Source organism: Streptosporangium sp. NBC_01639, assembly GCF_045209755.1.
Taxonomy (GTDB): domain Bacteria; phylum Actinomycetota; class Actinomycetes; order Streptosporangiales; family Streptosporangiaceae; genus Streptosporangium.
This window is the reverse complement of the sequence record NZ_CP109272.1, coordinates 7,311,957-7,332,698: the sequence shown is the minus strand read 5'-3', so window position 1 is coordinate 7,332,698 and position 20,742 is coordinate 7,311,957. Positions and strand designations below refer to the sequence as shown.

Genomic DNA, 20,742 nt, shown 5'->3' with positions numbered 1-20,742 from the left:
CGAGTACACCGGTCGGTTATGACCTATCTGTAATGTGTGTTATTGGCATCCGATAAGGTAAAAAAGTAGTCAAATACTACTTAAAGGATGCAAAAATGCAGCTTGGTTTCACCCGTAAGCTGGTCGGTCTCGCCAGCGCCCTGGCACTCGGCGCGGGTCTCATGGTCAGCACCGCGGCTCCGGCCTCGGCAGCCGGATGCTCCGGCACCCACCTGGACAACTGGCCGATCACCGGCGGTTACATCTCGGTCTGGTACAACTCCTCCACCGGGAAGAACTGCGCGATGACCTACACGAACAAGCCCGGCAAGAAGCAGTACATCCGGGTGGACATCTCCACGATGACCGGCAAGCCTGTCACCGACGCCGGCAACTACACGACCTACGCCGGTCCGGTGAGCGTCTACGCCAAGGGCCAGTGCATCGAAATCTCGGGACAGGTCACCGCGGGCGGCCCTCGCGAGAGCTTCGCCCCCCTCTACTGCGGCTGACCTTCCGGCCCCGTCCGCCATCCGCGGCCCTGTCCACGAGCGTCCATCGCCCGTGCGGGGCCGCGAATGTGCCGCCGGGCAGGGGGTCCGCTCATCGCAATCCCCACTCCGCGCAGACGAACCAGACGGTCTTGCCTCCCGGCGCGGGCTCGACACCCCACCGGTCGGCATAGGCCGCGACGATCGCCAGCCCGCGGCCGTGCTCCTCGTCCGGACCGGCCGGGAACGGGCTCGGCCACACGATGCTGTGATCGGTGACCTCTCCCCGGACGGTCCGCCCGTGCCGGTGCAGGGAGAAGACGATCGGCGTTTTCCCATGCACGATCGCGTTGCTCACCAGTTCGGACACGACCATGGTCACGTCCTCCGCCACGGCGGACATGCCCCAGGCGGCGAGGGCGTCACCCGTGAGCCGGCGCGCCTTGCCGACCACCTCGGAATCGGCGGGCAGCTCCCAGCACGCCTCTTCGATGTTCTCGTCGGCGCTTATGAGAGATGGGGGGGCGGGGTTGGGGTTCTTCATAGGTCAGGGGACTCCGAGTTCCTGATCTACTCCTCGGGCGGTGGTTGCGTCACCACACCCGAGGACGCCGACACTCGTACCGTCATTGCCGCTTGCCCACCTACTTGTCGAGCAGGTATGAGCATGTCAATCGGCGATATATGCGGTAAATGCGATGACTTGCTGCTCGCTCCGACCGCCCATTCACCGGATGAGCCCGTCCGAACTTTTCCGTCACCCATCGTGTCCACCTTTAGTGCCATATCGCCCACTCTCCGTAGCAATAACGGCTAGCCTCATGATGACCTTGAACACCCCTCAATGGCAATACTCAAAATTGGCAATACCTATAAACAAGTTATGTACGGGTGGCCATGGCCGCAAAAAAAGAGAAGGCGACACATGGCATATAGCCTCACGGTCGGGTGGAGGCGGCCGTCCAACGCTCCCGTCGGTTCCGCACGAGTTTCCCCGTCGCAGATCCGGGCGATCTCCGATACCGGCTTCGGTCACCTGAGAAAACAGCTCGATCACACCGCTGCACGTGGAGCCGGGGCAGTATGCGCCGTGCCGTTCACTTCCGGAAGCACGCAGGCATCTGCCGGATCGGTGAAGATCATACGCATTCCTTTGGTGGTGTCCATGTATTCGCGCACCCGGTAGATCAGGCCATCCCGCAGCTCGAAGACGAAGCAGTAATCGTTGGTGTACTGGTTGCCGTTGGCCAAGGTGGCGGTCATCGTCTCTTCGACGACCACGGTGTCACCATCGGCGTAAAAGCCTCGGAAATCGACCGAGACCCCCTCGGTGAACAGCCGGGGGAAGTCTCGGGTGAGGAAGTGGACGATCGCCTCCCGGCCGATCATGTGGTTGGTCACGCCGAGCGCGACGGCGGTCCCGTTGCCCGCCGGGTGTCTCGTTCAGTGCGAGCTGGAGCCGCCGCCAGGTGCGGCCCGAGGCCGCCCCGAACAAGAACGACACCGAGTGCGACCCGTCAGCGATCTCGGCGGGCGTCGAGCCGGGCGACCTGGCGCGTCAGGCTGAATGGCCGCCCCAGGAGACGTTTCCCGGGGCGGCCGCCTTCATCAGGGGTCAGGAGCTCGGTTCGAGGGGGAAGTCGAGTCTGGTGACCTGGTCGAGGTGGAGGTCGGCGGACCGGCTACCGGAGGTGTAGCCGGCCTTGGACGCGGTGAACTTCCGCTGGCCGGTGTCCGGACTGAACAGGGAGTAGACCCCGTCGGTCCCGGTCGTGGCCTGGAGACCGGAAGTGCTCTCGCCGGACACGGCCGCGCCCTCGATCGCCTCACCCGCCGCGGTGACCGCGCCCACCAGCAACGCTCCCTGGACGGGGGCGCAGACCCGATCGCCGAAGAAGACGTCGTCCACGGCCCACCAGCCGGACAGCTGGCCGAGGTACTGGAAGCGGACTCTGACCTTGGCCTTGCCGGCGGCCTGCGGGAGCGGGACGACCTGCGGTTCCGGCCCGCGGGCACCGGGGAAGCCGGCCTTCTTCCACACGTTGGTCCAGGTGCGGCCGTCGTCGACGCTGACGTCGGCGGTGGCGGTGGCGTTGACCCCCGGCTTGAGGTCGTTGCCGAACTGCAGGGCGGGGATCTTCCTGGCGGACAGGTCCACGGCCGCGCTGGTCAGGGTGGTCTCCTGCACGTGGTGCCGACCGTAGTGGTCGGAGTCCACGATGGCGAAGGTGCCCTTGCCTCCTGTCGTGTTGGGGCGGCCCCCCGGGTTGCCGAACGTCCAGCCCGGTTCGTGCTCGAAGCCGGGGAAGCCGGGGTCGGTGTTGGTGATCGTCCAGCCCGCCGGAGCGCCGTTGTCGAAGGTCTCGGTCGTGCCGCTGAGGCTGGCCCGGTAGCCGGGGGCGATACAGGAGAGCGCGACCGTCAGGGCCGCGTCCTCGGTCACCGGCGCGGTGCCGATCCTGACCTACTTGGTGACGGGTACGTAGCCGGGCTGGACGGCGGCCGTGTTCAGCGTGTAGTCGAGATCCGGCAGCACTTCGAGCACGTATCCGCCGGTCGCGGGGTCGGTCTGGGCCGTCCAGGTGTGCTGGTCCTTGTCGGTGGCGGTGACCTTCGCGTGCAGTGGCCAGCCGTGTCCCGACCCGTCCTTGATCGTGCCGCTGACGGCGACCCGCGGGACGGGGACGAGCGACAGGTCCTTCGTGACCGACCCGTCCTTGGCGACCGTGACGGTCGTGGTGAGGTCGGTGTAGCCGAACGCCTTGACGGTCAGCTGGTACTCACCGGACGGCAGCCGCAGCAGGTAGCCGCCGTCGGCGTCCGTCGTGGTCTCCCGAGTGGTCGGGCCGGTCACCGAGACGGCGGCGTCCTTGACCGGCTTTCCCGCGTCGGTGACCGTCCCGGTCAGCGTGCCGAGCCCGCGCTGGGCGACCGAGAGCAGGGCCGCGGCGTCGAGACGGCCCTCGCCGTAGACGTTGTTGTACTCAGCCGGCCCTCCGCACTGGGCGTCGGCGGTGTCGATCGCGCTGTTGTCGAGCAGCGTCCTGGTGCCTTCGAGGTCGCGGACCAGGCCGGGGAAGGCCGACCACAGCAGCGCGATCGCGCCGGACACGTGCGGCGCGGCCATCGACGTGCCCGACATGATCCCGTACCCGCCCGGTATGGCCGAGCGGACATCGCTGCCGGGGGCGGAGATGTTCGGCTTGGTATGCCCGTCCTGGCCCGGTCCCCTGCTGGAGAAGGGGGCGATCACGTTGTTGGCGTCGTAGGCGCCGACGGAGTAGTTGATCGTACGGCTGCCGGGAGAGCCGCTGGTCTTGCAGGCGGATCCGAGGTTGCCGTTCGCCCACACCCCGAAGATGCCGGAGGCCGCCCAGGCCGTCAGGATCTCCTCCAGGAGCGGCTCGTCGGTCGCGACGTCCGAGCTCCACGAGTTGTTGATGATGTGCGGGCGCTTGCTCACGTCGGGGTTCTCGCCGTTGGCGTCGGTCGGCGCCAGCATCCACTGGGCCGACTTGGCCAGGTCGACATCGCTGCAGGTGGCGCAGCCGTTGGCGGCGATCCACCGGACGCCCGGCGCCACGCCGATCTGGTTGCTCTGGCCGTCGTCGCCCGCCATGGTGCCCATGGTGTGCGTGCCGTGGCCGTGGGTGTCGCAGGGTGCTCCGGACGGGCAGTGGCCCGAGGGGTCGTACCAGTTGTAGTCGTGGGTGAAGGTCCCGTCGCCGTTGTTGCCGCGGTAGGAGCCGACCAGAGCGGGGTGGTCGTACTGCACGCCGGTGTCGATGTTGGCGATGACGATGTCCTCGCCGCGTTTGCCGTACTGCTGCCAGACGTCGTCGGCGTTGATGTTCGCGACGCCCCATTCGAGGCCGTCGGCCGTGGCGGCCGCCGTCCTGCTCTGCACCGGCTCGGGCTGTGCGTAGACCCTGGGCGCGCGGACCTCCGTCACGCCGTCGAGCTCGGCGATCTCCTTGGCCTGCGCGGCGGTCGCGCCCTTCACGTAGACGGCGTTCGCCACCCAGTACGACTCGTTCTTGAGGCCCTTGGCGGACAGGAGCTCCCGCACCCCGCGCTGGGACTTCTTCGCCGTGTCCTTGAGCGCGTCGACCACCTGCCGGCCGGGATCGGCTCGGTGCCGGCCGACGCGCTCGCCAGACCGGCTCCGGCGATCAGCGTGAGCGTCACGCCGATCACTCCCGCTCGTAAGCTCGGGTACACCCCTCGCCTGGTTCCGCTCACTCTGTCTCCTGCTGCTTGTGGGGGGTGCGGCCGGTCATGCCTCGACCCAGCCGTCGTCGATCTCGGCGGGGACGGGCTGGATCTCCGGCTGCTCCGCTCCGTCGTCGGACACGTCGTCCTGGACGGGTAGCGGCTCGTTGGCTTCGGACATGCGACAAGAGTCACAGCGGCGATGAATTTCTAGCTATGGGGTGAACGCCCCATTCGACTGGACCGGAACGGCCTAGACCGAGCCGACGGCCTCGTCAGGCAGGTGGTTGGCGAGTGCCGCACGCGAGTGCAGTCCGAGCTTGCGCAGCGCCGCCCCCAGGTGCTTGTCGACCGTCTTGGCCGACAGGAAGAGCTCGCGGGCGATCTCCTTGTTCGTCAGCCCCGTCGCGGCGAGCCTGGCCACTTCGAGCTCTCTCGGGGACAGGGAGTGACCGTAGCCGCGGGTGCCGCCGCGATGCCTGGCGGGCAGGGACAGTCCCTGCCGCCGGGCGATACGAGCGACGCGATCGAGGTCCCAGCGCGCGCCCATATCCTCGTAGGCCGCCATCGCGGCCTCCAGCGTCTGCCGCGCCCGGGTGTCGCCGAGGCCGAACAGCCGCTTGGCGGCCTCCTCCTCCGCCTGCGCCGCCTCGTAGCCGCACTGCAGGTGGCCGTACACGTCCGCGGCGAGCAGGAAGTGATCGGCGGCGGCCGTTCCCTCCGCCAGGAAACCCCGGGCATGCCGCAGCGCGGCGGGAGCGAGCGGCGCGTCCAGCCCGTGCAGCGCCAGCTCGTACCGCTCGACCAGTTCCCCGGCCTCGGCCTGCCTCCCGGCCGCGACCAGGGCCTCCACCAGGGCGGGCATCGCCCGTACCGCGAGCGGCCAGAGCTCCTTCGCCTCCCAGACGGCGAACGTCTCCGCCGTGGTGGCGATCGCCGCCTCGGGCTCGCCCTGCGCCGTGGCCAGCCGGATGACCGCGCTCACCGGGAACGGCAGCAGGTCGAAAGCGCCGCTGGACGTGGTCCGGCGGATCACGTCACGGAGTGCCCCACGGGCACCGGCGTCGCCGCGCGCGAGAGCCAGGCAGGCGGCGACCGTCTCCACCACGATGCTGTTGTGCGGACGGTCGCTCAGCCGCTCCACCAGGAAGACGATCTCCTCGTCCAGCTCGTCCCAGGATCCGCGGCAGAAGGCGACCAGCGCGAGGTCGGTGCGGCAGACGTACTCCGTCTCGCGAGTGCTGTCGCAGCCGTCGGCGGCCGCCAGCGCAGCGGTCAGCAGGCGTTCGGCGAGCTCATGCCATCCGGCGACGCACGCCGCCTGCCCGAGCGAGTAGTACGCGTTCACCTCCCGGCGGCGTCTGGGGGACCCGCCGGTCATCTCCAGGATGCGGTCGGTGAGTCCGGCCCAGCGAGAGTCGCCGATCGAGGTCAGCACCATGGCGACCTTGCCGAGCAGGAAGACGGTGTGCACGGGGTCCTCGATGGAGGAGACGCTCTCCAGCGCCCGGTCCAGCCAGGTCACGTGCTCGGCCAGCGGGACGCCCGGAACCATCGGGACCCCGAGCCCGGTCATCGCCCAGGCCGCCAGGTCGGGGCGATGACCGATCAGGTCCTCGACCGCCTCGGCCATGATCTGCCGTTGCCGTTCCGGCTCGACGCCCTGCCGCTCGTAGAGCAGGCCGAGCAGGAATCTCAGCTGCCCGCGCAGCTCCCCCGGCGGCTCCTGCGCCAGGACGTCCGACAGGAGGTCGATCACGTTGGGTGCGTGCAGCAGTTGGGTGGCCGCCCACCCCAGCTTCACCGCGAGCAGGGTCCGCCGCTCGTCGCCCAGGTTGGCGTGCTCCAGCACCTCTCCGAGCAGGTGCGCGGCCTCGGTGTCGTCGCCCAGTTCGAAGGCCTGGTCGGCGGCCTTCTCCGCGGCGTCCACCCAGGCGTCGACCAGGCCGGCGTGCCGCAGGTGGTGGGCGACCTGGCCGAGCGGCAGCGGGCGCAGCGCCTCGACCGCCGTGGCGGCCCGGCCGTGCAGCGACTGCCGCCGGGGCAGCGGAATGCTCTCGTACACCGCCTGCGCCGCCAGTATGTGCCGGAAGCCCATCATCCCCGACCGCTCGGCGAACAGTCCCGACTGCAGGACCTCGTCCAGCCCTTCCAGCGCCTCTTCCCGTCCCACCCTGCCTGTCGCGACCAGCACGGAGACCGGCACGGCCACCTGGAGCACCGCCGCGGCCTCCGCCACTGCCCGCGCGCCGGGCGACAAACGGCTCACCCGCTCCAGGACCAGGTCGCGCAGGCCTGCGGGCACGTTCAGCTCGTCGATGGTCTTACGGGCCCAGCCACCGCCGCGCCTGATCAGCGTGCCGCGGTCGCGCAGCAGCGCGAGCAGTTCCTGGATCACCAGGGGCAGGCCGGAGGTCCGCTCGCACAGGTACTCGGCGAACTCCTCGGAGATCCGGTCGGCGGCCAGGATGGAGGCCATCATGACACTGGTCTGTTCGACGTTGAGCGGCTTCAGGATGACGTGGGCGCGGGCGACCGATCCGGGGAGCCGCGTCGTGAGGGTCCGGACGTCGAGGCCGACGTCCTCACCGCGGAAGGTGATCACGACGGACAGCTCGGGCGGTGGATCGGCGAGCAGGTATCCGATGAAGTCCACGGTCTGCTCGTCGGCCCAGTGCATGTCCTCGGCCACCAGCACCACGCGGCCCAGCGAGCCGAGGACCTCGGCCAGCGCGCGGAAGACCCGGTGCCGCTCGCCGGCCCTGTCGTCCAGCGGCTCGGGCGCCGCCGGCAGCAGCGGCGCCAGCTCGGGCATCAGCGGGCGCAGCACCCCCGTCAGGGGGGACAGGTTCTCGGGCACCAGGTACGCGGCCATCCCGCGCAGAGCGTCGAGGATCGGGCCGAGCGGGAACGGCTCGCGGATGCGTCCGCAGCCGCCGATGAGGATGCGGTGGCCGGCGAGTTCAGGGCGGGCGGCCAGCTCGGTGACCAGGCGGGTCTTGCCGATCCCCGACTCCCCCTCGATCACCGCCACGGCAGGGGCTCTGGTGACCGCCGACAGCAGTTCCGCCAACTCGTCGTTCCTGCCGACCAGAGTCGGTGAGATCACCTGCCGGCTGGCCATGTTGCTCTGCGGATCCACGTCACCGGCCCCATGTCGTTCGTTTGGTGACATTCAAGCGGCGATCGACGCCGGTTGTCACTAGTGTCTCATTACTCCCTCTTTCACAATGAACATCACCGGTCCCGTTCGGTGTTCCGGGGCGTACGGAGACAGGCCGGCGGCCGGCCGAGCCCCTCCGCGGCCGCCCCCGGCCTCAAGGATGCGGGAAACCACCCGGTGCGCCTGTGTCCACCGACCGACTGGAGCGCCCCTGCCGTCGCCATCCGGCCGGCCGCCCGGCGCCCCGTGCGATCGGTGGACACCGCAGGTCAGAGATCGCCTGCCCCGGCCGGACCCGGATACGAGTTGGCGGGCAGGCGGACCTTGCGGAGGAAAGCCGGCAGCAGCCAGGGGCGGCGCCCGGTGATGACGATTTTCCTGGTCAGCACCGCCTTGGCCGGGCTCACTCGCCCGAACAGCATCAGGTTGAGGGTGACCGGGTCGAAGCGCAGGCGCGCGTCCGCGCCGGGACCCGGCTCTTCCAACGTCACCTCCCCGTCCCGCAGCACCAACGTCACGGGGCGGACGTGCTGGGACCGGAACTCCACGGCGATGCGGCGCGGGTGCGGCGGTTCACCGGTGTCCAGCAGGGACCCGACACCGTTGTGGACGAGACCCGTCAGGAACAGGTCGAAGAAGAGGCCGGCGTCCCTGCGGGGCATCGGCCAGGGAGCGCCGACGGCCCGGGCGATGTCCCAGCCGTGGATCATCAGCTCGTTGACCAGGTGCGCCAGCAACCCGGCCACCGGCAGGCGGGAGGAACCGAGCCAGGTCACCGTCTGGTGCGGATCGAGGCTCTCGCTCATCCGCAGGACTTCCCCGATATGGCGCTGCAGGCGTCCGGCGAGAACCCGTGGGTCCCGCTCGGCGAGTTCCTTCATGACATGGTGGTTGAGCTCGGCGACCCCGTCCACGTCGACGGCGAGGATGCGTGCCGCGAGATCGGGGAACGGGTGGGTGATGTCGTCAGGCCTCAGCAGGGCCGGGTAGTACGCGCCGATGGCGACCAGATGGGCCGCGGTGTCGGCGACGGACCATTCCTTGGTCGCCATGGTCTGGGGATCGGGCACAGCGGCCACCAGTTCGGTGAACCTGTCACCGTTCTCCTCCAGGGCGATGCGGACCTCGCGCCACAGACCCTCCGTGGTCCTTGCTGCCATTCCGGCCTCCAGAGATCCGCTCCACCGCCAAGGTAACAACCACCTGGATCGTCTCGCTTATCCAAAACTGCGACGTCCCGGCCCACCGGCGCGGCGAAGCGAGTGAAAGTTTCACGGCTGGTTGACGGATATGAGGCGACCGCTCATGATCATGTTGCCTCCGGGTCAGGAGGGGGCGTCGAGTGAATACCGCTACCCGTTGCGAGGTGCATCGATGCCAAGAACCCTGTTACGGGCCGCGTCCGCCGTCCTGCTGACGCTGGCCGCCCTGAACGTCCCCACAGCGCACGCCGACGAGGTCACCCCGGTCGAGGTGACCGTCAACGCCCGCGCCGCGCTCGCCCCCGTCCCCGAAACCGGTATCGGCACCAACCATGCGATCTGGGACACCCATCTGGGCGCCGACGAAAGCGCCGACCTGCTCAAGGACGCGGGCATGAAGCTGCTGCGCTATCCCGGCGGCTCATACTCCGACATCTACCACTGGGCCGACCACACCGCCCCCGGCGGATACGTGGCTCCCAACACCGACTTCGACACCTTCATGCGCGGCGTACGGCGCACCGGGGGGCAGCCGATGGTGACCGCCAACTACGGCACCGGCACGGCGGAGGAGGCCGCGGCCTGGGTGCGGCACGCCAACGTCACCAAGGGCTACGGCGTCAAGTACTGGGAGATCGGCAACGAGAACTACGGCAACGGCCACTACGGGAGCGCCTGGGAGGCGGACGACCACGCCGACAAGAGCCCGGCCGAGTACGCGCGCCATGTCGTGGCCTACTCCGACGCGATGAAGGCCGTCGACCCGACCATCAAGATCGGTGCAGTGCTGACCACCCCGGCCAACTGGCCCGACGGGATAGTCGCCGACGGTGACGCCGGAACCTGGAACGATGTCGTCCTGGCGGCCGCCGGATCGAAGATCGACTTCGTGATCCTGCACTGGTATCCCGGCGCCTTCGACAAGACCTCGCACGTTCCCGACCTGATCCAGCTCACCCGCCGGCAGATCGCCAAGCACGTGGGGTCCGGCTCCGAGCGGATCGGCATCGCGATGACCGAGTTCAACACCGGGTCGAGCAGCGGCGGCACGACGACCCAGCCCGGTGCGCTGGCCGCCGCCGACGCCTACGCGACACTGCTGGCCCAAGGGGTGTTCACAGTCAACTGGTGGAACGTCCGCAACGGCATCGGCAACGTCACGCAGGTCGAGGGACACACCGACTACGGCGACTTCGGCCTGCTGTCCAGTGGGACGTGCACCTCCGACGGCAGCGTCTGCGAACCGCAGCTGAACACGCCCTTCGCGCCGTACTACGCGCTCCAGATGGTGAGCAGGTTCGCCCACCCCGGCGACCGGTTCATCCGGGCCGCGACCGATCAGGCGAAGGTCAGCGCACACGCCGTGCGCCGCTCCAACGGCGATCTGGCCGTTCTGCTGATCAACACTTCGTCCGACGTATCCTCCCCCGTCACGATCGGCTACTCCGGCTTCCGCCCGGCGTCCGGGGCTCCCACCGTGCTGACCCACACCAACGGCGCCACGAGCATCACCAGTTCGGCCACCGGCAGCGCGACCAGCCAGACGCTGCCACCGCTCTCGCTGACCACGATCGTGCTGCGTCCCGCCGCCGCCCCGGTCGGCCTGCCGGGCGCGCCGGGACAGCCGACGGTCTCGGACGTGGCGGACAAGGCCGCCACGATCTCCTGGCCCGCCGCCTCCGCCGGTCTGCGTCCGATCGTGAAGTACGAGGTCCACCGCCAGAACGGAGCCGTCAGCGAGCAGATCGGCGAGACCACCGGCACCTCGCTCACCGTGGACAACCTGAAGCCGGGCACGCCCTACACGGTCAACGTGATCGCACGGGACAGCGGCGGTGGCGTCTCGTCGCCCTCCGCGCCACTGACGTTCACGACCGGCACGCCCGCCTCCAGTTCGTGCTCGGTGCGCCTGACCAAGCAGTCCGACTGGGCCAGCGGCTACGTCGGCGCCCTCGACATCACCAACCACGGCGCACCGGTCAACGGCTGGACCCTGAACTTCAGCTGGCCCAGGACGTGGCAGAGCCTGGGCAGCGGCTGGAGCGCCGTCTGGACGCAGAACGGGCAGGACGTCAAGGTCGTCAACGAGCCCGGCAACGGCTCGCTGCCCACCGGCGCGTCGACCACGATCGGCTTCGTCGGCAACTACAGCGGCCCGAACGTGCTGCCTGCCGTCTTCACCCTCAACGGAACCGTCTGCACGACCCGATAGCGGCGGCCAGGGGGCCGTCCGCCATGCGGACGGCCCCCTGACACGCTCATGGACTGCCCACGCCCTCGTCACCGGTGACCTTGACGGCGGCGCCGAGGCCGGGTGCCGCCGTACTGGCCAGCTCGTGGGCGTGGGCCCGCTCTGCGTTCCTCGCGACCACGATGCCCACCCGATCGGGTGCCAGAGAGGCGTGGACGACGGCGTACCGAGCGGCCACCGCCTCGTATGCGGCGATCGCCTCGGTGGGGAGGGCACCGTTGAAGTCGGTCCCGACGGAGATTCCAGGCCGTGCGTCGCGCCCTGTGCGGACTTTCAGCGACATCACGTTCGACAGGGGCCGGTGCCGCTCGCCGTCGGCGACCATGTCCTTGAACAGCGTCATCGCGTCGGCGGCGTCGACCGCGGTGAGCTCGATCCGCCAGCGGCCGGTCTCTTTCGTGGACGCGTCGTCGATGTCGCCGGTCAGCATCCGGCCGTCGGCCGTCAGCGACCGCCACAGCGCCAGTACCTCATCGGCGCGTCCCTGGTCCGCGACGACGGTGAAGGTGACGGTGCCCGCCGTGATCCGGCCGGTGATCATGTCGTGCTCGGCGACGTACCGCCTCAGATCGTTCGCCAGCCCGGTCACGCGGCCGGCCGACGTGCCGTCCTTGAGGATCAGAGTGCCGGTCGCCGTACCTGCGAAGGGAAGCGTGTTGTTCTTGGTCGTGTGGATCTTCGCAACGTCCGGCTTTCCGGCCCAGTCTCCGTTGAAATCCGCGGCAAGTGCGGTGCCCTTGTCAATGGCGCAGCCACTCAATAGCGGCAGGCCCAGTACGAACGCGGTGATCGGCATCAGCCGCCGCAGTATGTCTCGTCGCAGTGTCTCTCCTTTGGAGGAGTGAACCAGCCGGGGCCGGGCCCGTGGCCGGCAACCGATATCCAGCGCTGCTCGCCGAGGAGCACCGTAGCAGGCCCTCCGATCGGGTCGGTGGCGCAAGACGCAAAGGAGCGGTGTATCTCGATGTCGGCGCGTTATGCCAGTTACCCTTGGCATCCACTCACCGGACCGTTCACCGACGTTGGTTCTCAGCACGGGTTGCGGAGCACCGATGGGCAAGGTGGTCTTCCGGGCCTCGTCACGCGACGAGGCGATTCGCATCACGGACTCGCTGTTGCGCACGGCTCTCCCGGTGCTGGTTGAACCAGGGCACGTCTGACGAATCTGGCGGCGTTGCCAGAACGTATCGACGACGGGTGAAAAAAACTGATCCCGTAGCGACGGCCGAAAATGCCCGGCATGAGGCCCTCCCGAACCTGCCCGGCTCAAGGAGGCCGTGGCCGTGCGCATTACGTCGGGCCTGCGGCACGGACAGACGCGGCGAGCTGTTCAACACGACCGTCTATGCTCCATACTCCACGTGCTGCGGGCACCGAGCACGATGACGAACGGACACCGGTGACATACACACTCCAGGAAGTCGGGACGAACGGGTTGCGTGCACTACCCGGAGAGCTGGTGGCGGCATGAGTGGCCTTGGGAGATGGAGCCTCGGTGCCGGCGTCGGGCTCCTGGCGGCGGCCGTGCTGTGCTCGGTGCTGAACCTGGTCCCGATCACGGTGATCACCGGCCTCCTGGGCCTGATCGCGCTCAGCATGGCCGGCTACGACGCGATATACAACTGGCTGGACCGGGCCGACCTGCGCCGTCGGGGAAGCAGGGCCCGCCGGGAACATGAAGGCCGCCAGGACCGCTGAACCGGAGAGCCGGACCCCGTTCCCCCACCGGAACGCCACGTCCACGCCACCCCACGGGTCATCCACGGGTGGCTGTCGCGCGATCCGGTCAGCGTGCCCCACCGGCCGGGGCTCCGGCCCGAGGCGGTAAGACGCACTCGAAGCCGGGCCATGGCGCACTACCGTCCGTGTACGGCATCGGCCGCCCGATCACGACGTGCGACAGCGCTCGGTAGCCGGGCAGAGCATGGCCTTTCTCCCTCAACCGCCATATGGCTACTATTCAGGCCACCAATCGCCGATTTGGCGATTTGTCTTGGGCGCACCGATCGGCGAGGAGAGTGTCCCGCACGTGGCTGGTTCAGGCAGGGTCAGGCGGCGAAAAGCGGGAACCGCGGGCGACGGGAATGGGTTGTCGGGGTCGACCGGCGACCGGCCGCGGCTGACCGGTACTCGCCGACTGCCATTGCGTACCGTGCTGGTCATTGTCGTTTTCGTACCAGGCATGACTTTTGCCCCGTTGTTGGGTTCGGGCATGTACCAGCTGGCCACCCAGTGGCAGGCGGAGAAGGCCCAGATGGAGCTGGCCACCGATACCGTCGGCAGACCTGCGGCCGACCTGTTCTTCGGTCTCGGGCAGGAGCGGCTGCTCACCGCGGAGGCGCAGGCCGACCCCCGTGGCACCGCCCGCGACCAGCTTGCCAAGCAGCGCGTGGTGACCGACCAGGCCGTGAGCGCCTTCCGTCCGCTGGCAGCCCTGGACACCACCGACGGACAGGAGGGGCTCGCCGACGCCATCGCCCGGACCGAACGCGGCCTCGGCCTCCTCGACCAGCAGCGCCAGGCGGTGGACGCCGGTTGGTCCAGCGAGCAGAAGGCGTTCGACTACTACAGCGGCGTCCTCGAGTCGGACCTCGGCGTGTTGACCGCCCTCAGCCGCACCGACCACGCCGAGGTGAGCAGCAAGGCGCAGACGCTGGTCGACCTCTTCTGGGTCGTCGACATGATCGGCCGCGAAAACGCCGTGCTGGCCCGTGGCTGGGAGACGGGGCACCTGACGAGGGACGAGTACGGCCTCGTCGCCGACGCCATCGGCACCAGGAAGCACCTCCTGAAGTCCCGAGTACTCCCCAGCCTCATGGGCAACGAGAGTCAGTACGGAACGCTGACCACCAGCAAGGCCTGGGAGACCATGACCGCTCTGGAGGGGCGGCTGGTCGACTCCGGGCTCAGCACCGAGAGCAGCCAGGTGACACTCCGTGAGATCGGCCCGGCGTGGCGCTCCTCGGTGGAGGAGGTCACCCCGCAACTACTGCAGGTTCTCAACCTCCGGCTGGAAAACGTCAGCAGGATCGGCTACGGCCACGCCGACCAGCTCTTCGTGATCTTCATCAGTCTCACCACCGTGGGCCTGCTCGCCCTGGGCCTGGTCATCGTCACCAGCTGGCGCCTCACCGCCGTTCTTCGCCGCCGCATCCGCCGCCTGCGCGAGGACGCCCAGGAACTCCAGCAGCGGCTGCCCGACGTGGTCGCCCGGCTGGAGCGCGGCGAGGACGTCGACGTGGACGCGGAAGTACATGTGGTCGAGCCCACCCCCGACGAGCTCGGCGAGCTCGGGGAGGCCCTCAATCTGGCCAGCCGCAGCGCCGTCCTCACCGCCGTACGGCAGGCCGAACAGCACCGCGGCTTTCAGCGCATGCTCCAGCGCATCGCCCGCCGTACCCAGATCCTCATCGGCCTCCAGCTGAAGAAGCTGGACGAACTGGAACGCAGGCACGAGGATCCCGCGGTGCTGGAGGGCCTGTTCGACCTGGACCACCTCACCGCCCGGCTGCGCCGCTACGAGGAGAACCTGGTGATCCTCGGCGGCGGCCAGCCGCAGCGCCGCTGGCGCAAGCCGGTACGCCTGCTCGATGTGCTGCGCGCCGCGCAGGGCGAGGTCCAGGACTATCGACGGATCGCGATCGACGTCGAGGGTGACCCCTGGGTGGCCGAGCGTGGGGTGGGACCGCTGGTCCACGTCCTGGCGGAACTGATGGAGAACGCCACCTCCTTCTCCAAGCCGCTGACCCCCGTCGAGGTGCGGGCCGCACCGGTCAGCCGGGGCCTCGCCGTGGAGATCGAGGACCGCGGCCTGGGTATGGAACCCGAGCAGTACGCCGCCGCCAACGCCCTGATGCAGTCGCCCCCGCAACTCGATGTGATGACCCACGCCGACGATGTGCGCCTCGGCCTGTACGTGGTCGCCCGGCTCTCCGCGGGCCTAGGCCTCCAGGTGGAACTGCGACCGTCGGCCTTCGGCGGCACCCGTGTCATCGTGCTGCTCCCGGAACCGCTGGTGGTGGACCGCCCCCGCGCGGTACCCGGGCCGGCCGCGCCCTCCGAGAAGATCCCCCAGGACCCCACCGGTCCGCAGCCCCACCCGCAGGAAGGTACGGCCGCACGCCCGCTCCACGAGGACGCGCAGTTGCCGACTCGCTCCAGGGGACGCGCGATGGCGTACGTGACAGCACCCGCCGCCGGACCACCGGATCGGGGCGACGCGCCCCCGCCGTCCGACCTCGAACCGCTGCCCCAGCGGGTGCGCCAGGCCAACCTGGTCACCGAGCTCAAAGCCCCGCCGGACAGGGACGGACGGACCGACCAGGAGACCTGGGCCGTACGCGACCGGCCCACCCGATCCAGTGCCACGATCGGCGCGTTCCAGAGGCAGTCCCGCAGGCGCCGGACCGGTGACGACGCCTTCCAGCCCCGGCCGGACGGATCCCCCGAGCCCGGTTCCCCTACGACGGAAGATCGATGATGACGCAGCGAACCACCGCCACCGACACGGACCTGGACTGGCTCCTGGACGGCCTGGTCGATCAGGTCGCGGGCACCCGGCACGCCATCCTGCTGTCCGACGACGGCCTGGTGATCAGCCGGTCCCAGACCATCGAGCGCTCGGACGCCGAACGCCTCGCCGCGATCGCCACCGGCCAGCAGAGCCTGGCTCGCGGTGTCGGGCAGCTCTTCAGCGGCGGACCGGTCCACCAGGTCATCATCGAGATGGCCGACCTGTGGCTGTTCATCACGGCCGCGGGCCGCGGCACCCATCTGGCCGTGGTCGCGTCCCAGGAGGTCGACGCCGAACTGATGAGCGTCGCGATGCACACCCTGGTCCAGCAGGTCGGCCAGAAGCTGGGAACCGACGCGCGCACCCCGCAGGCCGATGACGCGGGGAGACACGGGTGAAGCATTGGACGGAGGGCTTCGACGAAGACGCCGACGAACCCCTTGTCCGTCCCTATACGATCACCGGCGGACGAACCACCCCCGAGCGGGACGACCTCACGCTGATCACCCTGGTGACCGCGGTCTCCGCGGTCTCCTCGGAGACCGGACACGGCCTGCGGAGAATGCAGCCGGAGCACCGCACCATCCTCGCGCTGTGCAAGCGGCCCCTGGCGGTGGCCGAGGTCGCCTCCGCGCTGAACCTCCCGGTGTCAGTGACCAAGATCCTCATCGAGGATCTGATCGAGGCCGATCAGATGCGGGCCCGGCCGCCGCTGGCCTTCGCACCGGCAGGCGGCTTCCCCGACATGACGATCCTTGAGGCGGTGAGGGATGGGCTACGCAATCTCTGACCACGGGGACGCCGCTCCCCTGGCAGTGAAGATCCTTGTCGCCGGTGGTTTCGGCGTCGGGAAGACGACCCTGGTCGGCGCGGTGAGCGAAGTCGCCCCGCTACGCACCGAGGAGTACCTGACCCATGCCAGCGTCGGCGTGGACGATCTGGAAGGGCTGAGCGGCAAGTCCACCACCACCGTCGCACTGGACTTCGGGCGCATCACCATCAGCGGCGAACTCGTGCTCTACCTGTTCGGCACCCCCGGCCAGGAACGCTTCTGGTTCATGTGGAACGACCTCGTCAACGGAGCGATGGGCGCGGTCGTCCTGGTCGACACCCGCCGGCTGGACGTGAGCTTCGCGTCGATCGACTTCTTCGAGAGCCGGGGTATCCCCTTCGTCGTCGGCGTCAACTGCTTCCACGGTGTCAGGGACCGGACACCGGAGGAGATCCGCAGGGCACTCGATCTCGATCCGCAGGTGCCGCTGCTGCTCTGCGACGCCCGCGACCGGACGGCGGGCCGCGACGTGCTGCTGGCGCTCATCGACCACCTGATGGCCGCCCGGTCCCCCACCGCCCCGCACCCCGTGGCCTGACCGGGCCATCCAGGACCGGGCCGGCCGTCAACGAGGCGGTCGGCCCGCTCCGGGCCCTCGAACCCCAGGGGCGGGCAGCACCAACCGCGCCGGGATCACCATGACGCCGTTCACGTCGTGGTGAGCGAGTCACGTATCTCGGCGAAGTCACACCGCCCTTGAGCGCGACCCAGCCTCCCGTAACCGATCGCAGGCGTTCATGATCTCGGCTGCGGCCGGCACAGGGTCGAGCGGACGGGGCCGGGGCGGACGATCACTGGAACCGTTTGACCACCCCGTCCGCCAACGCGTCCGCGGCAGTGGCCAGATGCACTCCCGCCGTGTCCAGCCGGCACAGCAGCAGAGTTGCCTTCAGCGTGTCGGCGGTCAGCGGGCGGGCGAGCAGCGCGGAGACCGCGTACTGGTACGCCGTTCGCAGGCCTTGCTTCTTGGCGTGCAGGGCGTGTTCGGCGGCCTGCCGGGGCGCGCGGGGCAGCAGCCGGACCGCATCGCCGAGTTCGCCGACGCCTCGGGTCAGCGCGGCGAGTACGGGGCGGAACGCGTCCTCATTGCCGAGTGCGAACAGGTCCGCCTCGCGGATGAAGTCGCGTACCGCGTCGAGCACGTCGTCGACGGACCGGGACAGCCGGAACAGGTCCTCCCGGTCGATGGGCGAGCTGACGCTGCGGCGCAGCTGGGCGACGAGCAAGCCGCGCCGGGTGTCCCCCTCGTGCTCTATCTCGCCGATTCGGCTCCGGGCGATGTCCGGGGGCAGCTCACCGTTAGCGAGCGCGGACGCCAGCGCGACGCCGTCCGCGGCCGCGGAGAGCTGATCGAGGATCAGTCCGGCGAGCACCTGGTCGTTGCGTCCGGAGAGCTCCCGGAACAAGTGGCTGAGACGGGTCGGCATCATCGGATCGCCTCCAGGGTCAGGTAACCCACAGCGCCGACCGCGAACGCCGTCGGCAGGGTCAACAGCCAGGCGCGACCGAGTCGCACCACTCCTCGCCAGCGCACCCGCCGGGCTCCTCCGGAGAGTCCGGTGCCCACCATGGCGCCGGAAAGTGACTGGGTCATGCTGACCGGAGCCCCGAGCGCGGCGGTGCCGAGGACGACGCCGGCGCTGGACAGTTCGGTGACTACCACTGCATCCGGGCGGCCGCTGGTCAGCTGGCCGGCGAGCGCCGCGGCGAGTCGGGGCAGTCCGATCATGCCGCCCACCAGGAAGCAGCCGGTGACGGTGGCCAGTGCCAGCGGTGATACGGCTAGTGCGTCCGGGCTGCCGCTCTGCACGGCGGCCAAGACTGCCAGCATCTTCTGGCCGTCGTTGGCGCCGTACGCCAGGCAGGTCGCGGCGAGTGCGCCGACGTGCAGCCAGCGCAACCGCCGGCCCGCCCCCTCAGGCGCGGGCAGCGCCCCGACCATTTTGGTCACGGCCAGCGCGGCGAGGGCTCCGGCTACCGGCGACACGGCGGCGACCAGCAGGACGAGCCCGATGATCCGCCAGTTCACCGGTGTCTGAGCGCCGACGCCCGCACCGGCGATGCCGCCGATCAGGGCCAGGGTCAGGCTGGTCGGCAGGCCACGCGCGGACAATGCGGCGGTTACCAGGATCGCGCCGCCAACTCCCGCGGCGACGGCGACACCGGCGTCGGCACCGTCGAAGGCGACCAGGCGCTGGCCGAGGGTCACGGCAACCGCCGTGCCGAGGACCACCGGAGCAGCGGCGACCGCGGCGGCGAGCAGGACCAGGCCGGTGACCGGTCGGAACCCGCGGATCCGCAGGCCTATCCCGACTAGGGCGCCGGCGTCGTTAAAGCCGGTGAAGGTGGCGAAGAGTGCGGCCAACGCGAGTCCCTCCCAACTAATGTCTGCCATTGGCACCTCCGCAGGGCGTCGAGCGGGAACTCCGCGTACGGGCCGCAACGCCCGACGTGCCGCCGGCCGCATGCCGGCGATAATCATCTCTACGTGCTGTTCGAGTCCGGCTCGGCAGCGTACGGCCCGGCGACAACGGCGGCGGCACCGCCTGCATGACGCATCAAAATCTGGTACCGGTCGGCCGCCCACGCACTCGGCTGAGCCTCGCCGCCCCGGGCCGTGTTCCGTCCGCTCAGCCGATCCGGGCGGCCAGCAGCGAGATCAGCCGATCGACGGTGACGGTTTCCAGCGAAACCACCACAGCACCGTGACCGTCGGCCAGCGCCTCGCCATCCTCGGGTACCGCCACGACCAGGCAGCCCGCGGCCAGCGCCGCCGCGATGCCCCGGGGGGAATCCTCCAGCGCCACACAGTTGCGCGGATCAACGCCCAGCCGTTCGGTCGCCGTCAGGTACGCCTCCGGATGGGGCTTCGGGTGGGTCACCTCGTCGCCGCAGACCACGGTGTCGAACATGCCGGGATCGAGCTGGGCCAGCACCTCGTCAACCAGGGCACGGTGGCTCGAGGTCACCAGTGCGGTGGGAATCCCCTGCTGGCGTACGGATTCCACCATGGCCTGGGCAGTCGGCCGCCACGGCACCCCGAGGGCGAACAGCTGTCGGGTACGCTCCAGCAGCCAGGCGGCCGACTCCTCGACGTCGGCCTCGACGCCCAGGTCCTCCTGGACAATCCGGGCGGTGTCTCGCAGATTCCCGCCGATCACCCGGCGGCGGGTCTCGATCGACAGTGTGCCGCCGAGCATCTCGGCCAGATCGGCGAGACTGACGTCCCAGAGGGGTTCACTGTCGAACAGCGTGCCGTCCATGTCGAACAGCGCCGCTTCCAACGGACCGGCGCCCGGGGCAGCTATGTTCGCCGTCACCGGAGGGCCCCGGCAAGCCAGCGTTGCAGAGTACGGGGATCGTCGCTGGTCGTCCCGTCCACGCCGAGCTCGAGCCAGTGCCGCAGATCGTCCTCGTTGCGGGTGGGCCAGCCATGCACCGGGAAGCCCTCGTCGTGCAGTTGCTGGACGATCTCGGCGGTCAGCCCTTCCCCGCCGCTGTGGATCCGGCAGGACCCGGTGTCTTTGATCAACTTCTGGTAGCCGCCTGGGTAGGCCTCGGCGACGGTCCAGCTGGACACGATGATGCCCCGCGCAATCTCCGGCAGCTTCTCGGCTACGGTGGCCATCGCCTCGACCGAGAAGCCGGTCAGGATCGTCCGCTCCGCGTAGTCGGGATGGTGGGGGAAGAAGTCGACCAGACCGTCGATGGCGGCCAGATCCTTGATCTCCAACTGGATCAGCCGCGTCGTTGCCTGATACATCTGCTCCAGCGTGGGCACCCGCTCACCCTCGCCCACATCGACCGAGCTGATCTTCGACCAGGTCAGCTCCGCGACTGGGCCCAGGTCCTTACCGGCGGGCTCGGCCGCGACCCGGTCCAGGGTCGCGTCGTGCAGCATGAAGAGTTGTCCGTCGGAACTGATTCGTACGTCGGTCTCCACCTCATCGACGCCGACCTCTTCCGCCACACGGTAGGACGCAATGGTGTTCTCGGGCGCTTGGGCCATGGCACCACGGTGTCCGACTACGGCAAATACCACGATCTTCCTTTCTCGATGAAACTCTGCTTGTCAATGAAATCTCGAGCTGCCCCGCCC

At 69.3% G+C, this 20,742-nt stretch carries 18 protein-coding genes; 7 read left to right on the top strand and 11 right to left on the bottom strand.

Annotated features, from left to right (window positions below):
- Positions 1-95: 95 nt before the first annotated feature.
- Positions 96-491, top strand: coding sequence for a spore-associated protein A (locus tag OHA77_RS33325; RefSeq protein WP_406313280.1), 396 nt, complete (start codon positions 96-98; stop codon positions 489-491).
- Between the two features lie 91 nt (positions 492-582).
- Here the strand turns inward: OHA77_RS33325 and OHA77_RS33320 are convergent, their stop codons facing one another.
- From OHA77_RS33320 to OHA77_RS33295, 6 genes are all read right to left on the bottom strand, one after another.
- Positions 583-1,014: an ATP-binding protein gene (locus tag OHA77_RS33320; protein WP_406313279.1), complete on the bottom strand. Its 432-nt coding sequence runs from the start codon at positions 1,012-1,014 to the stop codon at positions 583-585.
- Positions 1,015-1,523: 509 nt separating this feature from the next.
- The gene (locus OHA77_RS33315) at positions 1,524-1,871 is read right to left on the bottom strand and encodes a nuclear transport factor 2 family protein (RefSeq protein ID WP_406313278.1); all 348 of its coding nucleotides are present in this window, start codon (positions 1,869-1,871) and stop codon (positions 1,524-1,526) included.
- A gap of 214 nt (positions 1,872-2,085) precedes the next feature.
- Positions 2,086-2,913 carry a carboxypeptidase-like regulatory domain-containing protein gene (locus OHA77_RS33310; protein WP_406313277.1) on the bottom strand — a complete coding sequence of 276 codons (828 nt, stop codon included), beginning with the start codon at positions 2,911-2,913 and terminating at the stop codon, positions 2,086-2,088.
- Between the two features lie 21 nt (positions 2,914-2,934).
- On the bottom strand, positions 2,935-4,584 hold the full coding sequence (locus OHA77_RS33305) for a S8 family serine peptidase (protein WP_406313276.1): 1,650 nt from the start codon (positions 4,582-4,584) through the stop codon (positions 2,935-2,937).
- A 351-nt stretch (positions 4,585-4,935) separates the two neighbouring features.
- Positions 4,936-7,824 carry an AAA family ATPase gene (locus tag OHA77_RS33300; RefSeq protein WP_406313274.1) on the bottom strand — a complete coding sequence of 963 codons (2,889 nt, stop codon included), beginning with the start codon at positions 7,822-7,824 and terminating at the stop codon, positions 4,936-4,938.
- A 290-nt stretch (positions 7,825-8,114) separates the two neighbouring features.
- Positions 8,115-9,005 carry a maleylpyruvate isomerase N-terminal domain-containing protein gene (locus tag OHA77_RS33295; protein ID WP_406313273.1) on the bottom strand — a complete coding sequence of 297 codons (891 nt, stop codon included), beginning with the start codon at positions 9,003-9,005 and terminating at the stop codon, positions 8,115-8,117.
- Positions 9,006-9,219: 214 nt separating this feature from the next.
- Here OHA77_RS33295 and OHA77_RS33290 point away from each other — a divergent pair, with 214 nt between their 5' ends.
- Complete coding sequence (locus OHA77_RS33290) at positions 9,220-11,259, top strand: cellulose binding domain-containing protein (RefSeq protein WP_406313272.1); 2,040 nt, start codon at positions 9,220-9,222, stop codon at positions 11,257-11,259.
- Between the two features lie 46 nt (positions 11,260-11,305).
- Here the strand turns inward: OHA77_RS33290 and OHA77_RS33285 are convergent, their stop codons facing one another.
- Positions 11,306-12,094 carry a hypothetical protein gene (locus OHA77_RS33285; RefSeq protein WP_406313271.1) on the bottom strand — a complete coding sequence of 263 codons (789 nt, stop codon included), beginning with the start codon at positions 12,092-12,094 and terminating at the stop codon, positions 11,306-11,308.
- Between the two features lie 671 nt (positions 12,095-12,765).
- On the opposite strand from OHA77_RS33285, the gene OHA77_RS33280 reads away from it, so the two are divergent.
- The 5 genes from OHA77_RS33280 to OHA77_RS33260 all read left to right on the top strand — a co-directional run bounded on the left by OHA77_RS33280 (position 12,766) and on the right by OHA77_RS33260 (position 17,181).
- Positions 12,766-12,996 (top strand): hypothetical protein, encoded by a 231-nt coding sequence (locus OHA77_RS33280; RefSeq protein ID WP_406313270.1) that lies wholly within the window; start codon positions 12,766-12,768, stop codon positions 12,994-12,996.
- Positions 12,997-13,480: 484 nt separating this feature from the next.
- Positions 13,481-15,778 (top strand): nitrate- and nitrite sensing domain-containing protein, encoded by a 2,298-nt coding sequence (locus tag OHA77_RS33275; protein WP_406313268.1) that lies wholly within the window; start codon positions 13,481-13,483, stop codon positions 15,776-15,778.
- The gene (locus tag OHA77_RS33270; RefSeq protein ID WP_406313267.1) at positions 15,775-16,209 is read left to right on the top strand and encodes a roadblock/LC7 domain-containing protein; all 435 of its coding nucleotides are present in this window, start codon (positions 15,775-15,777) and stop codon (positions 16,207-16,209) included. Before OHA77_RS33275 ends, OHA77_RS33270 begins: the two co-directional genes overlap by 4 nt.
- Positions 16,206-16,601, top strand: coding sequence for a DUF742 domain-containing protein (locus tag OHA77_RS33265; protein ID WP_406313265.1), 396 nt, complete (start codon positions 16,206-16,208; stop codon positions 16,599-16,601). The genes OHA77_RS33270 and OHA77_RS33265 overlap by 4 nt, the downstream gene beginning before the upstream one ends.
- Positions 16,582-17,181, top strand: a complete 600-nt coding sequence (locus OHA77_RS33260; protein ID WP_406313264.1) for a GTP-binding protein — start codon at positions 16,582-16,584, stop codon at positions 17,179-17,181. Before OHA77_RS33265 ends, OHA77_RS33260 begins: the two co-directional genes overlap by 20 nt.
- Positions 17,182-17,434: 253 nt before the next feature.
- Here OHA77_RS33260 and OHA77_RS33255 read toward each other — a convergent pair whose 3' ends face one another.
- From OHA77_RS33255 to OHA77_RS33240, 4 genes are all read right to left on the bottom strand, one after another.
- Positions 17,435-18,073 (bottom strand): DUF47 family protein, encoded by a 639-nt coding sequence (locus OHA77_RS33255; protein WP_326824230.1) that lies wholly within the window; start codon positions 18,071-18,073, stop codon positions 17,435-17,437.
- The gene (locus OHA77_RS33250) at positions 18,070-19,038 is read right to left on the bottom strand and encodes an inorganic phosphate transporter (RefSeq protein ID WP_326824231.1); all 969 of its coding nucleotides are present in this window, start codon (positions 19,036-19,038) and stop codon (positions 18,070-18,072) included. Before OHA77_RS33250 ends, OHA77_RS33255 begins: the two co-directional genes overlap by 4 nt.
- Before the next feature lie 235 nt (positions 19,039-19,273).
- Positions 19,274-19,927, bottom strand: coding sequence for an HAD family hydrolase (locus OHA77_RS33245; protein WP_406313263.1), 654 nt, complete (start codon positions 19,925-19,927; stop codon positions 19,274-19,276).
- 32 nt (positions 19,928-19,959) lie between these two features.
- A complete protein-coding gene (locus OHA77_RS33240; RefSeq protein ID WP_406313262.1) occupies positions 19,960-20,652 on the bottom strand; it encodes a glycerophosphodiester phosphodiesterase in 693 nt (230 codons plus the stop codon).
- Between the last annotated feature and the right edge of the window lie 90 nt (positions 20,653-20,742).

What these genes read in the sequence shown, in the direction of transcription:
- OHA77_RS33290 (WP_406313272.1), top strand. Translation starts at nt 9,220, where the DNA reads ATGCCAAGAACCCTGTTACGGGCCGCGTCCGCCGTCCTGCTGACGCTG.
- OHA77_RS33250 (WP_326824231.1), bottom strand. Translation starts at nt 19,038, where the DNA reads ATGGCAGACATTAGTTGGGAGGGACTCGCGTTGGCCGCACTCTTCGCC.
- OHA77_RS33325 (WP_406313280.1), top strand. Translation starts at nt 96, where the DNA reads ATGCAGCTTGGTTTCACCCGTAAGCTGGTCGGTCTCGCCAGCGCCCTG.
- OHA77_RS33295 (WP_406313273.1), bottom strand. Translation starts at nt 9,005, where the DNA reads ATGGCAGCAAGGACCACGGAGGGTCTGTGGCGCGAGGTCCGCATCGCC.
- OHA77_RS33255 (WP_326824230.1), bottom strand. Translation starts at nt 18,073, where the DNA reads ATGATGCCGACCCGTCTCAGCCACTTGTTCCGGGAGCTCTCCGGACGC.
- OHA77_RS33275 (WP_406313268.1), top strand. Translation starts at nt 13,481, where the DNA reads ATGACTTTTGCCCCGTTGTTGGGTTCGGGCATGTACCAGCTGGCCACC.
- OHA77_RS33270 (WP_406313267.1), top strand. Translation starts at nt 15,775, where the DNA reads ATGATGACGCAGCGAACCACCGCCACCGACACGGACCTGGACTGGCTC.
- OHA77_RS33285 (WP_406313271.1), bottom strand. Translation starts at nt 12,094, where the DNA reads ATGCCGATCACCGCGTTCGTACTGGGCCTGCCGCTATTGAGTGGCTGC.
- OHA77_RS33260 (WP_406313264.1), top strand. Translation starts at nt 16,582, where the DNA reads ATGGGCTACGCAATCTCTGACCACGGGGACGCCGCTCCCCTGGCAGTG.
- OHA77_RS33320 (WP_406313279.1), bottom strand. Translation starts at nt 1,014, where the DNA reads ATGAAGAACCCCAACCCCGCCCCCCCATCTCTCATAAGCGCCGACGAG.
- OHA77_RS33280 (WP_406313270.1), top strand. Translation starts at nt 12,766, where the DNA reads ATGAGTGGCCTTGGGAGATGGAGCCTCGGTGCCGGCGTCGGGCTCCTG.
- OHA77_RS33240 (WP_406313262.1), bottom strand. Translation starts at nt 20,652, where the DNA reads ATGGCCCAAGCGCCCGAGAACACCATTGCGTCCTACCGTGTGGCGGAA.